Origin of the sequence: Parapedobacter defluvii (genome assembly GCF_014642075.1) — a bacterium.
GTDB lineage: Bacteria > Bacteroidota > Bacteroidia > Sphingobacteriales > Sphingobacteriaceae > Parapedobacter > Parapedobacter defluvii.
In genome coordinates this window covers 18,080-33,309 of record NZ_BMIK01000002.1, presented here as the reverse complement: position 1 = coordinate 33,309, position 15,230 = coordinate 18,080, and the positions used below count along the sequence as shown (strand labels likewise).

The 15,230-nt window shown below is 48.2% G+C and carries 12 protein-coding genes and 1 pseudogene; 4 read left to right on the top strand and 9 right to left on the bottom strand.

All coding sequences use genetic code 11. The annotated features are described in order from the left end of the window. Positions 1–2 precede the first annotated feature (2 nt). Complete coding sequence (gene nagA, locus IEX60_RS04025) at positions 3–1,202, top strand: N-acetylglucosamine-6-phosphate deacetylase (RefSeq protein WP_188747708.1); 1,200 nt, start codon at positions 3–5, stop codon at positions 1,200–1,202. Between the two features lie 11 nt (positions 1,203–1,213). On the opposite strand, the gene IEX60_RS04020 is transcribed toward nagA, so the two are convergent. Both IEX60_RS04020 and IEX60_RS04015 read right to left on the bottom strand, forming a co-directional pair. Further along, positions 1,214–3,646, bottom strand: a complete 2,433-nt coding sequence (locus IEX60_RS04020) for an outer membrane beta-barrel family protein (protein ID WP_188747706.1) — start codon at positions 3,644–3,646, stop codon at positions 1,214–1,216. Between the two features lie 81 nt (positions 3,647–3,727). After that, positions 3,728–4,744 (bottom strand): LacI family DNA-binding transcriptional regulator, encoded by a 1,017-nt coding sequence (locus IEX60_RS04015; protein ID WP_188747703.1) that lies wholly within the window; start codon positions 4,742–4,744, stop codon positions 3,728–3,730. A 117-nt stretch (positions 4,745–4,861) separates the two neighbouring features. On the opposite strand from IEX60_RS04015, the gene IEX60_RS04010 reads away from it, so the two are divergent. Together IEX60_RS04010 and xylA are read left to right on the top strand one after the other, a co-directional pair. Beyond that, positions 4,862–6,373 carry a xylulokinase gene (locus IEX60_RS04010; protein WP_188747701.1) on the top strand — a complete coding sequence of 504 codons (1,512 nt, stop codon included), beginning with the start codon at positions 4,862–4,864 and terminating at the stop codon, positions 6,371–6,373. A 26-nt stretch (positions 6,374–6,399) separates the two neighbouring features. Next, positions 6,400–7,731, top strand: coding sequence for a xylose isomerase (gene xylA / locus IEX60_RS04005; protein ID WP_188747699.1), 1,332 nt, complete (start codon positions 6,400–6,402; stop codon positions 7,729–7,731). Between the two features lie 70 nt (positions 7,732–7,801). Here the strand turns inward: xylA and IEX60_RS04000 are convergent, their stop codons facing one another. Together IEX60_RS04000 and IEX60_RS03995 are read right to left on the bottom strand one after the other, a co-directional pair. Continuing rightward, the gene (locus IEX60_RS04000; protein ID WP_229717408.1) at positions 7,802–8,002 is read right to left on the bottom strand and encodes an FAD-dependent oxidoreductase; all 201 of its coding nucleotides are present in this window, start codon (positions 8,000–8,002) and stop codon (positions 7,802–7,804) included. 87 nt (positions 8,003–8,089) lie between these two features. Further along, a pseudogene (locus IEX60_RS03995) lies at positions 8,090–8,946 on the bottom strand (IS1595 family transposase). Between the two features lie 254 nt (positions 8,947–9,200). On the opposite strand from IEX60_RS03995, the gene IEX60_RS03990 reads away from it, so the two are divergent. Next, a complete protein-coding gene (locus IEX60_RS03990; RefSeq protein ID WP_188747697.1) occupies positions 9,201–9,875 on the top strand; it encodes a hypothetical protein in 675 nt (224 codons plus the stop codon). Between the two features lie 67 nt (positions 9,876–9,942). Here the strand turns inward: IEX60_RS03990 and IEX60_RS03985 are convergent, their stop codons facing one another. The 5 genes from IEX60_RS03985 to IEX60_RS03965 all read right to left on the bottom strand — a co-directional run bounded on the left by IEX60_RS03985 (position 9,943) and on the right by IEX60_RS03965 (position 15,228). Beyond that, on the bottom strand, positions 9,943–10,698 hold the full coding sequence (locus tag IEX60_RS03985; protein ID WP_188747695.1) for a hypothetical protein: 756 nt from the start codon (positions 10,696–10,698) through the stop codon (positions 9,943–9,945). Between the two features lie 30 nt (positions 10,699–10,728). Further along, the gene (gene ruvB / locus IEX60_RS03980) at positions 10,729–11,760 is read right to left on the bottom strand and encodes a Holliday junction branch migration DNA helicase RuvB (protein ID WP_188747693.1); all 1,032 of its coding nucleotides are present in this window, start codon (positions 11,758–11,760) and stop codon (positions 10,729–10,731) included. Continuing rightward, the gene (locus IEX60_RS03975; RefSeq protein WP_188747690.1) at positions 11,757–12,512 is read right to left on the bottom strand and encodes a polyprenol monophosphomannose synthase; all 756 of its coding nucleotides are present in this window, start codon (positions 12,510–12,512) and stop codon (positions 11,757–11,759) included. Before IEX60_RS03975 ends, ruvB begins: the two co-directional genes overlap by 4 nt. 110 nt (positions 12,513–12,622) lie before the next feature. Continuing rightward, positions 12,623–14,227, bottom strand: a complete 1,605-nt coding sequence (locus IEX60_RS03970) for a peptide MFS transporter (RefSeq protein WP_188747689.1) — start codon at positions 14,225–14,227, stop codon at positions 12,623–12,625. A 98-nt stretch (positions 14,228–14,325) separates the two neighbouring features. After that, entirely contained in the window at positions 14,326–15,228 is a 903-nt protein-coding gene (locus IEX60_RS03965; protein WP_188747687.1) for a hypothetical protein, read from the bottom strand. Between the last annotated feature and the right edge of the window lie 2 nt (positions 15,229–15,230).

The following is a 15,230-nucleotide window of genomic DNA, read 5'->3' as shown; positions in this document are numbered from 1 at the left end:
AGATGAACACAAAAATCATTAACGGCAGGGCCATCACTCCTTACCGCATCATTGACAATTGCTGCCTGCTCGTGATAGACGGTAAAATCGTCGATATCCGGCAGGGTGATATCGATGCACCCGGCGCTGAAATCTTCGATGCCGGGGGCCGCTATGTATCCCCCGGTTTTATTGACCTGCACGTACATGGCGGCGGTGGCCATGATTTTATGGATAACACCGTGGAAGCTTACCTCGCCATTGCGGAAACCCATGCCCGTTATGGTACGACGACCCTATGTCCTACTACGCTTACCGCCGAAAAGGCGGACCTGCTTAAGACGCTGGAAATATACGAACAGGCAGATCGCCGGAATAGCCGTGGTGCCCAATTTGCAGGACTGCATCTCGAAGGGCCCTATTTTGCACTCAATCAGCGCGGGGCACAGGATCCGAAATACATCCGCAATCCGGACCCATCGGAATACCGGGAAATTCTCGCAGCGTCTCCACATATTCGGCGGTGGAGTGCTGCACCGGAACTACCAGGGGCCCTCGAATTCGGGTGCTACCTGCGATCACAGGGGGTATTGGCTGCGGTAGCCCATACCGATGCCGTCTACGAAGATGTCGTGGAGGCCATAGAAAATGGGTACACGCTGGCCACCCACCTCTATTCGGGTATGTCTGGTGTAACACGCCGGGAATGCTTCCGTTATGCCGGCGTCATTGAAGCCGCCTACCTCCTTGATGAAATGGACGTCGAGATCATTGCAGACGGCATCCACCTGCCTGCACCGCTGCTTAGGATGGTCCATAAATTCAAGGGTGCACATCGCATAGCATTGATTACCGATGCGATGCGGGGAGCCGGAATGCCTCCCGGAGAAAGTGTCCTCGGTAACAAAGATACGGGCCTGAAAGTTATCATCGAAGACGGAGTGGCAAAATTGCCCGACCGCAGTTCCTTCGCCGGAAGTGTGGCCACGGCCGACCGCCTGGTCCGCAACATGGTACAACTGGCTGGCGTCAGCCTTCCCGAAGCCATTCAGATGATCACCGCTACACCCGCAAGGATCATGGGTATATACGACCGGAAAGGCTCGCTCACCATCGGGAAAGATGCCGATATGGTGATATTCGATGAAAAGTTTACAGTCAAAACCACCATCGTCAAGGGAGGGACCATATATACAGCGGCCGACCACCGCAAGGCGGGGTAGCTACATTCTAGCTATCCTCCACCCCGGATCCGTTGCTGTTCGTCTTCAGATCCGCTGCGCCGCTCACGCCGGTTTGTTTCCTGTCCGAAACGGAAACTGACAGAGAATGTCCCTACGCGTGAGTCCAGGTCAAATTGCTGGTACATATCCACCCCATCTACCGTGGATCTGGGATTGTAGTTAATGGTACGGAAAATATCGGAGACGGCCAATTTCAGTGTCAGTTTATCCTGTAAAAGCTTTTTCATCACGCCAGCAGATACCGCACCGTACGCATTGAGACGGAGTACGCCATCCACGCGTGCCGTATTGTATTCGCCGTTAATTTCGGCAGATATTCCTTTGCCGAATGCAAAGGTATTCGTGGAATTGAAGGTAGCCGACCAGCTTTGGTTATCAATGGCCTCTCCGTTGTAAGCGCCCAGGTAGCTGTTATTGAATCCATTGACATTATTGACGCTCGTCCAGAACGGCAAAGGTTTCAATGTATAATTGATATTGACACCGACGTTGCTGAAACGCTCGATGTTGTCGATGCTGCGGATCGTCACGTTCTGCTCCGGTAATTGGGTCAGCACGCTGGTTATCACATCGTCTATATGCGTATAATACAGAGATATCCCCAAGTCCCCGCCGAAGAGATAGGTAAGTTCGAAGGAATGTGCGAGCTCGGGCTGCAATTGGGGGTTCCCTTCCCAAAAGACAAATGCATCCACGTAATACCGGAACGGGTTGAGATCTTCGTAATCCGGCCGCTGTATGCGCTTGCTGTACGAAAACTGTACAGTATGGGTTGCGTTGGGTTTATAGGCTACGGACACACTCGGAAAAAGCTGGGTGTACCGGCGCTCCACCCGGTGATTGGCTGTCAGCTGGTTTCCCACCGTGTGGGTGTTTTCCATACGCAGCCCTGCCATCACATTCCACAGTTTCCGTTCCAAACTATAGTTCACATAGGCGGCATGAATTTGCTCTTCATAGTTGAAATGGTTGCTCGTGTTTTCGTCAATCACCCATTGGTCTTGCCGCAATGTATCATTCACTGCATTGTTATCGGCCGTTATCCAACTGCTTTTCCAGCCCACTTCCAACTTTTGCCCATCACTTATGTGGTGCACATAGTCCGATTTGCCAACATACAGGTACGTTGTGGAAGGAGTCTGCCCACGCCGGATGGACCGGAATGCCGGTTGGAAATCTGTCTGCTGGAAGTCGGACAGCAAATACTGGTTTGCCGAATAGTCTGCATACGTATAGTCAAAATCAGCCGATAACTCGTGATTGCGGCTGCCGATTTTCTTCAGCAGGTTTACATTTACCCCCTGCGTGTTCCATCGGCTCTCCTGCGTATTGTCAGTAAGTGCGTTGGATGCCAAACGCCCATCCAGGAATGAAATGTTATTATATCCTTCGCTCAGGTTCTTGTAGGTACCAAAGTTTCCCGTCCACAGGGCTCCCAGCGAAAAGCGTTCGCTCATTTCGTAATCCATCCCGAATTTAGCGTTGTGCGTAGAAAGCGGTTCGTTCGTTTCGGATTGCTGGTTTGAAACCCGCGATGAATCGGGACGGGTAGGATGGTTAAACTGCCGGATGAATGAGCGGTATTCTTCCTCGCCCCGATAACCGTAATCGTAATTCGACAATACATTGAACCGGTTTTGCCGTACGTTGAGATGAAGCCCTCCTCCGTACCGTTCTTTCCTTCCGCGTGCAGCAAACGAATGCACAGTGCCATTGATTCCCTGGCGGTTCTGGGTTTTCATCACGATGTTGATGAGACCCGCATTACCGGCGGCATCGTAACGGGCCGAGGGGTTGGTTATTAACTCGATGCTTTTGATCGACGAGGATGGCGTGCCTTTCAACAGCAAAGCCAACTCCTTTTCGGAAAGGTACGAGAGCTTTCCGTTTATCATTACGCGGACGCCTGCTTTGCCACGCATGGTCATGTTCCCATCTTCGTCCACGCGCACACCGGGGGCACGCTGCAGAATTTCCAACGCAGTCAACCCATCAGAAAGCACGCTGTTTTCTACATTTACCACCAAACGATCGCTCCGTTGTTCCACCAGTTTCCGTTGGTGGCTTACCACGGCTTCCTCCAGCAGTTGTTCATCTAATTGAAGATGGAATTCGCCCAGATCGGTTGCCTCATTACTGATTTTTACCGACGAATGCTCCAGGGCCTGATAGCCCAGGAATGTCACCCGGAGCCCATACATGGCAGGCTGCAGTACCACTTCAAATTGCCCCCGCTCATCGGTGGTGATCACTTTTTTCGCCGATGGGTTATCGGACGGGAATATTTCCACGGTTGCCAGGTGAACCGGTTGGCGTGTATCGTCCACGACTACTCCGCGGACACGCGTTTGTGCAAAAGAGAGGAAAGGTACAGCAAAAAATACGACGATGTATACCGTCAAAAAAGGGATATGTTGCTTCACGCCAACTGTTATTTATAATAATTCTAAACAGTGGCAAAAATATCATTTAATATCGCAACTGCAATACGTAAATAGATAAAATTAACGTGATGAGCTTTCCCTGATCAGCAGTTCAGGCTCCAGTATAATCTTCTCGGGCTTATGGCTGTAATAATTACCTTTCTTAAGCAGCTTGAGAAACAGGTGGGCAACTTCCTCACCCATTTCCACCGTTCGTTGGTCGAGTGTAGAAACGGTAGGACTCACCAAACTCGTAAACGCTTCATTGGCAAATCCAACTACCCCTACTTCTTTCGGAACCCGTTTTCCGGCTGCCTTCAGTTCCTGCACCACTCCCATGGCTGTGAAATCTTCCAACGTAAATACCGCATCAAACTCAACCCCCTTGGCCAACAAATCCCGAACACAGTGCCGGCCAAATTCGAGCGAAAAATCTCCTTTGACAATCAGATTTTCATCGACGGGAAGACCATACTGTTTCAGGGCGTCCAGATAACCCCGTAAACGCTCGTTGAAGATGTGCATATTCCGATATCCATTAATGTGCACAATCCGGCGGTATCCGGATTTGATCAAATGTTCGGTGGCCATGAATCCACCGCGATAGTCATCGATGGTGACAGACGGCACATCCAGTGCCTGCGGCGCCCGGTCAAAAAAAGCTAGCGGAATGCCCCGTTCCTTAACTTCCCCATACCCACCTGCACCCTCTGTTTCCAAGGATATGGAAGCAATGATGCCATCCACGCGCGACCGCAAAAACGTATCGATGCCCTTATTTTCCTGTTTGGCAGATTCCTGCGATTGATAAAGCAAGATGGTATACCCGTTTTCGTTCATCACTCCTTCAATACCATGTACTACCGAACTGAAAAAACTGACATCGAGCCGGGGTACCAACACACCGATGATTTTAGTTTTACCTGATCGCAGCGATGAAGCCACCTTATTGGGCCGGTATCCGAGTCTATCGGCCGTTTCACGCACTGCTTTCTTCGTCGCCGCGCTGATGGCCGGATGATCGTTAAGTGCCCTGGCTACCGTTGAAAAGGTGATATTCAGTTCCTTGGCAATGTCTAAAATGGTAATCTTTTTCAAATTGAACGAGGTTAATGGACTCAAAAGTAACAAAAATAGTATTAGATTTTGGAAATTCCCAAAGAATACCCTACCTTTATGCCAACGTTAGCATTATGAAACCTATTTTAAGTAGCCATGTTATTATTAGGCATTGATATCGGTACTTCTTCCATCAAAGTTTCCGTGGTAGACGCCCATACGCAAACCTGCGTTGCATCGGCACGGTATCCGGAAGACGAAGAGAACACCATTCTATCTGTCATACCGGGCTGGGCAGAGCAGTCTCCGGATATGTGGTGGGAACAGGTGAAGCTTGCGATCCGTAAACTTACCGCCAATGACACTTTCGATCCAAGCGATATAGGCGCCATCGGCATTGCGTACCAAATGCACGGCCTGGTGGTGGTGGATAAGGATGGCAATGCACTACGCAATTCGATTATCTGGTGTGATAGCCGTGCCGTGGAAATCGGCGAAGCCGCATTCGAACAGATCGGTCCAAAACATGCATTGAAACACCTGCTCAATTCACCGGGCAATTTCACAGCGGCAAAATGGGCCTGGGTCAAAGCCAACGAACCGGAGCTTTATCGTAAAGCCCATCAGATTATGCTTCCAGGTGATTACATTGCGCTCAAGCTGACAGGATTGGCAACCACCAGTATTTCCGCGCTTTCCGAAGGTGTTTTCTGGGACTTTCAGGCAAATTGCATTTCCGGGGATATCATCCGGTATTTCGGTTTTGACGAGGCGGTCTTTCCGGTAATCAAGCCGCTGTTTGGCGAACATGGCACACTGCGTACGGATGTAGCATCGCAGCTCGGTCTCAAACCGGGCATTCCTGTGTCGTACAAAGCTGGCGATCAACCTAATAATGCCCTTTCCCTCAATGTATTGGAGCCGGGCGAAGTAGCAGCTACTGCAGGTACTTCCGGCGTTATTTACGCGGTGAGCGATCAGCTTGTATACGATCCTGCCTCTCGGGTAAACACATTCGCCCATGTTAACTATACTCCGGAAGAACGCCGGGTGGGTGTATTGCTGTGTATCAACGGAACCGGAATCCTGAACCGTTGGGTGAAGGATCATTTCGGCCACGGCATCGACTACAAGCAGATGAATACCCTCGGCAAGGCGGTAAGTCCGGGCAGCAATGGTCTCAAAATTCTGCCTTTCGGTAACGGTGCGGAGCGCATTCTCCACAACCGGATTTTGGGTGCACGATTCATTGATCTGGATTTCAACGCACATGGCCGTTCCCATGTTTTCCGGGCATCACAGGAAGGCATTGCCTATGCATTCCGCTACGGGCTGGATATTATCCGAGAAAACGGCATGAATCCATCTGTCATCCGCGCCGGACAGGCCAACCTGTTCCTGAGTGAATTATTCACCGAGATGTTCGTGGATATCACCGGTGTTCCTGTCGAACTGTATGAAAACGACGGCAGTGTAGGGGCGGCCCTGGGTGCAGGCATCGGTTCCGGTATCTTTTCAACGCCACAGGAAGCCTTCAGCCAGTTGAAAACCCTTAAAACCGTGGAACCTCAGGCGTCTACGCCTTACGAAGAACTCTACCAGGAATGGAAGGAACTTCTCGACGGTCAGTTAGCCAACGAACTCAAATCAAACGAAAAAACAAATTAACAAATCAGCAAACTAATAAAAAACATATGTCAAACGTACTCATAGGCGAAAAAGAATATTTTAAAGGCATCGGTAAAATCAATTACGAAGGCCCCGAGTCCGATAACCCGCTGGCCTACCGCTGGTATGATGCCGGCAAGATCGTGGCGGGTAAAACCATGGAAGAACATTTACGGTTTGCCGTGGCCTATTGGCACTCTTTTAACGGAAATGGAAGCGATCCGTTCGGCGGACCGACGTTGTTCTTTCCGTGGGATGAAAACAGTGACGTCATCCGTCGGGCCAAAGACAAGATGGATGCCGCATTCGAGTTTTTCACGAAAATCGGAATGCCTTATTATTGCTTCCACGACGTTGATGTGGTAGATTATGGTAATGACGTGGCCGAAAACGAACGCCGTCTACAGACTTTGGTGGAATACGCGAAGGAAAAACAGGCCGCCAGTGGCGTGAAACTGCTATGGGGTACAGCCAATCTGTTTTCCCATCAACGCTATATGAACGGAGCAGCCACCAATCCTGATTTTGCAGTTGTGGCACATGCAGGCGCGCAAATCAAGGCCGCACTAGATGCTACCATCGCCCTCGGTGGAGAAAATTACGTATTCTGGGGTGGCCGTGAAGGTTACATGACCCTTCTCAACACCGACATGAAACGCGAGCAGGAACACCTTGCCCGTATGTTGCACGCAGCCCGGGATTATGCACGTGCACAAGGTTTTAAAGGCACATTTTTCATTGAACCTAAACCGTGCGAGCCCACAAAACATCAATACGACTACGATGCAGCAACCGTAATCAGCTTTTTAAGGCAATACGACCTGCTCGACGATTTCAAGCTCAACCTCGAAGTGAATCACGCGACACTTGCCGGGCATACGTTCCAACACGAGCTACAAGTAGCAGCCGATGCCGGCTTACTCGGTTCAATGGATGCCAACCGGGGCGATTACCAAAACGGCTGGGATACGGACCAATTCCCCAATAACATCAACGAGCTTACGGAATGCATGCTCATCATTCTTGAAGCCGGTGGTTTTGCAGGGGGAGGCATCAATTTTGATGCGAAAGTACGTAGGAATTCCACGGATCGTGCCGATCTGTTCTACGCACATATCGGTGGCGCCGACACGTTTGCACGTGCACTGATCACAGCAGACAATATCCTCCAAAAATCAGATTACCGGAAATTGAGGACCGAACGGTATGCTTCTTTTGACGCCGGAGACGGCAAAGCGTTCGAATCGGGTAAACTGAGCCTGGCGGATCTGCGCAACATTGCCGCTGCATCCGGTGAACCAGAAACCCGCAGTGGCAAGCAGGAACTGTTTGAAAACATTGTAAACCGGTTTATTTAGTGATCGGTGATCGGTGATGGGTAATCAGTGATGGGTGGTCAACTGCCGCTCACCCATCACTGACCATTCATTACCTTTCAAACCCAAATACGTTCTCCCGCTCGTCTTTGATGCCCTTGAGTTTGTTTTTGATCAGCTGAGCCGCAATCATACTGAACGTAATGCCGTTACCTCCGTATCCGAGGGCAAAGAACATCCGCTTTCTGCCGGACCAAGGACCAATATAGGGCAGACCATCATCTGTGGAGCTGAAGGTACCACACCACGCCATGTCTACCACAAAAGGGATTTCGGGATTCCTGCTACGCGACGGATCGGCTGCGATGCAGAGCCGTGGAAAGAAAATCTGATTATCCGTTTACGCACCTGTTATATTTGCAATGACCAGTCTGTCAAACAGTTTGTCTCCGAAATACCTTCTATTGAGTTTATAAATGAACTCATTGAGGTAGAGCTGGAGGTACTTCCTTTTGATTTTATGGCAATTGCCCAGCAATGTCCGTTTTGCATTGCTGATAGCGATATGTACCCATTTGAGTGTTTCCCTGGTGGTTTTGGCGTCGGATTTCTCGGTGATGTGCAATTCCACCAGATCGGAGATGTCAACGTAAGAGGTGCTTTTGTCCGAAAAGACGATGGCCTCATTCTCCATGCAGTCCCTGACCAGTTCGTTGATTCCCTCACTTTCATGGCTATCCAGCACCCGGGCCTTGAAATAGCGCACATGCTTCTCCTTTTTGCCCGTTTCGATATCTTCCAACGGGGTGCTTTCGGCCATCACCGCAACGTTCTGCTTGCCCTCGGCTCCCCGGCCACGCGTTCCCTTACCCCGTTCTACCTCCTTGCTGGCCACCGAAAAATAGCCCTCATCCAGTTCTATCATCCCTTCAAGCGTGTACCGGGCATCCCGGTTACCCATCGCTTTGCGGAGCTTGTGTACCATCGACCATACCGGCTCGTAACGCTTCAACCACAATTGCTTCTGTATCTCGTTGGTCGAGAACCCCTTCTTGGTGCAGCTCATCAGGAACATGGTCTTGTACCACACCAGAAACGGCAGCTTTTGCATTCGTAACTCCATTTGCCCTGTAACCAATAATGAGAGGTGCCCCCGAATCGCTTGCAGACAACTCCCTCCTTGTCCCGTTGCTCCTTGAAATGAAAACGGCAATCTTCCTCCGTGCCGAAATGTGCTGTAAAACTGAATATGTTCATGTATCTTCTTCTTGATGCGCTAATATACTAAAAATATTAGGCGTGTTTGCGGAGAATCAGAAAAGAAAATATTAGGCAAGCTGAAATGTTGAAAGCATTGCTCGGAACCATCGCGGCCACCAACAGGGTAAGACCAGCTACTTTTGTTCTGATTTTGTAGCCTAATTGCTAAAAACTTATACTATCTTTGTCTAATTGATTGTTTCTTCTTATACTTAAATTGGGTAATCGTTAAACCGATACCGATGCATCAAATGAATAAATTTTTATCAGTTTTAACCTGTTTGGTATCATTGGCTTCTTGTAATTATGATCCGGCCGCCGATCTATTCGAAAGCGAACGAGGAAAGCTTGCAGCAATTACCGCTATGTACGTGGGAGACGGGATTATTTTTGAGAATGTATCTCTTAGAAACATAGCAAGCGCAAAAGATAGCTTATCGTTTGAACTGAATACATCCCCTGACACGCTTAATTATGCAGTTTTGCAGCCCGGAGAATATGAAATTAAAATTTTAAATATAGACACATCATTATCCATTGAACCCGGATCAGTAAACTCCCTCATAGTTTACGATACAACTGAATTGAAATTATTCAGAGATGTATTTATTCGGGACGCTAACAAGATAGGCGTACGTTGGAATTCATTTGGGAACCCAAATGTTAAAATTCAGGCATTCGCAACCCCGGATTCGGATTCAATACCATTAAACCCCAACACAAACACATTCTCAGCAATCAAAGCAAGTGGCGATTCATTGGTTGTTGTTTTCATCAAAAAAGAGGAAATGAAAGACAAAGCCATCGACTCATTGACCATTAAAGATATAAAAGAGGGGAACCATTTATCGATATTAACAGAGATTACTACATCCAAAACCGATACGGTATTTAAACACCACTATTTCTTTCATCGTACAAAATAATCAACGGAGTAGGATTTTTTAGAATTCTAGGTATCGAATTAAGCCGAGAAATCGAACACTATAAGAACTAAAACGCCACCTTCAAGCCAATGGAGTAAACGTTGAACGCATCCGATCCGTTACCACTTATCCAGCCATCGATGATATCTTTCCCCTTTCCCAAACCCAAATTAGTTTGAAAATTCAAATTGAGCATCCAAACAAAGAAGTCAAGTTTGTTTGGATTCAAGCTGGAGAGCGGGATGTCAAAGCCACCATTGACCAACGCCAGATTTGAAGCCCCGCGGTCTCTTTCCGAAAACGCCGTTTCTATAGGGATATCATCGCCCAACAATGGGTCCGTATAGGCATATGTTTCATGCACGCCCAACTGGGTATTATACACCAGACCAAAACCGGCACCCAAATAAAATCTATTCACCACTTTACGGCCAAAACTTTGCCTGTATTCAACACGTCGGTCATGATCGTCCTGAAGAAACAGCAGCGGATAAAGCCTGATCCCCACTGCTGCTTTTGTATAGTTATTTTTGGAGAAATTAAGACTTTCCAGATCCGGGGCGGCATTATCCGCTTTTAATAGACCCACTTCCGCTTCCAAGCCGAGCGCAAAGCCATGGATTAAGAACATGCCTGCGGCGATCCTGAACGTTGGTCCGGCCGGCGTGTTCTCGGTTAAATCACCGTACAACCGGTTGATACCGCCTTCCGCCGAAATGTGATATCGGTAATACGGAATCCTAGATTCCACCGATTGTGCACATAGCACGCTAGGCAGTATCACCACCAATAGACTTAGAAAAAATTGGTTCTTAGTCAACATACTGGCCAAATATAAAATATTTCCATTACTTTACGAACCCTCGCTAAACAGGCTCAGACTCCCGTTCTTGTCTTTCCCCAAGTGCCGGTATGCTAATTCTGTGCATTCTCTCCCCCTGGAAGTACGCATTAAATATCCTTCCTGTATCAAAAAGGGCTCGTAAACTTCCTCGATGGTGCCCTCATCCTCCCCTACCGCCGTTGCCACCGTTTTGATACCTACCGGCCCACCCTTAAACTTCTCAATGATCGTCAGCAGGATACGGTTGTCCATTTCATCCAGGCCATGTTCGTCCACATTCAGCGCGTTGAGCGCATATTGCGCAATGGGTACATCGATTTTCCCGTCGCCTTTTATCTGTGCAAAATCGCGTGTGCGACGGAGCAGCGCATTGGCAATACGGGGCGTTCCGCGGCTTCTGCGGGCTATTTCATAGGCTCCCTCCTCTGTAATGGGTGTCCGAAGGATACTGGCCGACCGCAACACGATGGTTGTCAATAATTTTGCATCGTAATATTCCAACCGTGCGTTGATGCCGAACCGCGCACGTAACGGTGCCGTAAGCAGCCCAGAGCGTGTGGTTGCGCCCACCAAGGTAAAGGGATTAAGGGTAATCTGTACGGAACGGGCATTCGGGCCTGTTTCGAGCATGATATCGATCCGGAAATCCTCCATGGCCGAATACAGGTACTCCTCCACCAAGGGACTCAATCGGTGTATTTCGTCAATAAAAAGAATATCCCCCTCTTCGAGATTGGTAAGCAGTCCAGCAAGGTCGCCCGGCTTATCCAGTACCGGTCCTGAGGTAATTTTGATACCCGACCCCATTTCATTGGCAATGATGTGCGAAAGCGTAGTCTTGCCCAACCCCGGTGGACCGTGCAACAATACATGGTCAAGTGCCTCTCCACGCAGCTTGGCTGCCTGAACAAACACTTTCAGGTTTTCCAATATTTTCTGTTGGCCTGTAAAATCTTCAAAAGCCTGTGGTCGAAGCACTTTTTCCAATTCACGCTCAGCACTGGACAACCTTTCGGGATTTGGATCCAAATTTTCGTTCATGTTCTTTCGCTTTCGGTATCAGCTTTCCGAGCATATTTTCTAAACCAGCTGTTCATTTTCATCTGGATTACTCCAAAAAATGCCTCCCGGAAAATCCGCGTACTCATCTTGGATTCGCCTTCTGTACGGTCGGTAAAGATGATGGGTATTTCCACCACATTAAATCCATATTTGATCGCCGTGAATTTCATCTCAATCTGAAACGCATATCCCACAAATTTAATCCGGTCCAGCGGTATGGTTTCCAGTACTTGCCGTCTATAGCAAACAAAACCTGCCGTTGCATCCCGCACGGATATTCCGGTAATCATCCGCACGTAACCCGAGGCAAAATACGACATCAGCACACGGTTCATGGGCCAGTTAACCACATTCACACCTTTAATGTACCGCGAGCCGATGGCCATGTCTGCCCCGGATACACACGCTTCCCGTAGCCGGATCAAATCATCCGGATTGTGGGAAAAATCTGCGTCCATTTCAAAAATATAGGCATAGTCCCTCGCGAGGCACCAACGGAAGCCATGGATATAAGCCGTTCCCAAACCTGATTTACCTTTCCGTTCTTCAAGGAAGAGCTGGTTAGTGAACTCATTTTGGAGGCGCTTGACAATCGCTCCCGTTCCGTCGGGCGATCCATCATCCACCACCAAAATATCAAAATCAATTTCCAGCGAAAATACTTTCCGGACGATTTTTTCGATGTTCTCCTTTTCGTTATACGTTGGGATGATGACGATACTGCCTGACACGTTGGTTTTCAATTTTAACCGTAAAGGTAAGGATTATCACCAAAAGGACGATAAAAAAACCGTTACCTTGCATACCAAGGTAACGGCTCGTTATCTTTTATAAACCTGGATCAATGAATACCATGCATCATCCGTTTCAATATGGGAGAAAACAAGATCAATAACAAACCTGCAATACCAGGAATCACGGCGAAGATTAAAAAGAACGTCGAAAGCGAGTAAGTTTCGCTGATTTTGTCAATCAAGCTGCCCGACATGCCAGCCAGCCAATTGGCCACTGCGCTGCACGCAAACCACACTCCGAAAATCAATCCCACAAATTTCTGTGGTGAAAGTTTGCTCATGTAAGAAAGCCCCACGGGTGAAAGACATAATTCGCCAGAGGTATGGAAAAAATAAGCTAAAACCAACCAAATCATACTGACCTGTGCCGTGGCGGCCCCTTGAGGAATGTCTTTGCTACCATATCCCAATACGGCAAAGCCAATCCCCAAAAGAATCAGTCCCAGCGCAAATTTAACCGGCCCTGTCGGATTAAATACCTTTTCCCATACTTTGCTGAAGGGAGTTGCCAGCGTAATGATAAAAAACGAATTGAGTATCTGAAACCAGGAAGCCGCAACTTCGGTCTCCAAGGCATTAAATTCACGGTATACTTTCCAAATACCGAGACACCAAATCACAAAGAAACTCAACCCGGTGAACAGAATGGAAATCGGATACTCGGAAAATATCTTCTTTGCCAGCGAAAACAACACCCACGTGACGATCACCAACGGGAATAGCGTCAATATCGCATCCACCCATTTAAAGGTAAGCGCCGCATTACCCGCGAGCATCCGTTGGGTATAATCTTTCGCAAAGATGGACATGGATCCGCCCGCTTGCTCAAAAGCCATCCAAAAAAAGATACTTGACAAAGAAAGAACAATGATTACAATAAGTCGGTCCCTTACGACATGGGGAGATGATGTCTCACTTTCGATTGAATCATCGGCCGTATGAGTTTGTTTTTCACTACTTATTCGCTCACGCGTTTCTTTGGGCGATTCACCCAACACGCCAAAAATACGCTGGGCAAAGTAAAATTGCAGCATACCAAAGAACATAAATATACCGGCCAAGCCAAAGCCGTAATGCCAACCGATTTTTTCGCCGATATACCCACAAAGCAGCATTCCTAAGAAAGCACCCGCATTAATACCCATGTAAAAGATGGTGTAAGCTGCATCTTTCTTCGTACTGTTATCGGGGTACAGTTGTCCCACGATGGAAGAAATATTCGGCTTGAACAATCCATTCCCCAAAATCATTAGTACCAGCCCCAAGTAGAAAAAAATCTTGCCTGAACCTTCCAGTGCCATCGAAGCATGTCCCAGCGTCATAATTAATGCTCCCAAAACAACTGCTTTTCGATAGCCCGTCAACCGGTCGGCAATAAAACCACCGATTAATGGAGTTAGATAAACCAATCCGGTGTACCAACCGTATAACTCCATGGCGCTTTCCCGGGTCCATTCCCATCCCCCACTCGCCAACTCAGAGACCAGAAACAAAGTCAATAGGGCTCTCATCCCATAGTAACTGAACCGTTCCCACATTTCGGTGAAAAACAGTACAAATAACCCTACGGGATGGTCAAATACCCGTTTCGTACTGACCCCGCGCTCAATCAGATGCGCATCCAGTTGGTCTTCTTGATTCGTAAATCCCATAAAATATTCATTTTGTGCATAAAAGGCATGTGTAATTTAGGATAACCTGCTGCAAATAAAATAACTTTTTACGATTTGGAAAGAAAGTTTAGTAAAATTCATTGCGTGGAAAGCCCGCTTTTCGGATGAGTGGAGGGCTTTCGCGGATCATTGTAATTGTCGTCTTCCGGTGCCGCGGGGTTCATCATGGGAATATCCGGAATGAGTACCAGTTTACCGTTTTGAAGCTGCCAGGCATCGTACGTCATATCGGGCCCATACTGTTCATATTGTCCTTCATCCCGTTCTTCAGGCGGGGCCAAATGATCCATAACGATGCGATTTCCGGTACGGTCGTAATCTATGAACATCTGTGCATTCCGGCTATAGCGGTAAATCATCCGTGCCTGCCCCCGGGTACTGTCACTCTCGAAGATCGCTTTGCCCAATTTAACACCTCCGTCAGCCAGACTCAGTATTTCAATTACTTTCTGTGTCACCTGGGCTGTATGGCCCTTCCACCCCAGGAGAATATAATCCGCACCGAACGGTATCATGCGATAGTATTGGGCACCGTACCAATTATCTCCCGCCGTAACATCCGTTTCCGGAGATTTGATTTCATACGTTTTATCCAGCAAGGGATACATTTTCAGGCGTCCGTCTGGTGTATTTAACTGAATGGTGCCATAATAGAGGTAGGAGCCGTCGTTTAGGGGGACGTGCCAGGAAAACACCCTGAACTTGTCATCGGGCGAACGGAGCACGGACACCATGGTAAGCGAATCGAATCCGAAATGATACGAATGAGGTGTTTTCAAAGCCGACACCAGTGTTTTTACGAACGCAAAATTGGCTTTTAGCCGTTCCGGTTCGGAAGGTTCGTTGTAAATCGTATATCCCAGCTTAACAAGGCTGTCCTGCATCGTTTCCATTGCGGCGCGGTCCACAGACTGCCCCTTTACAGTCATTGATACAAACCCAAGCCCGATGATCAATGCCAGTTGTCTGTCTGTCATCATCT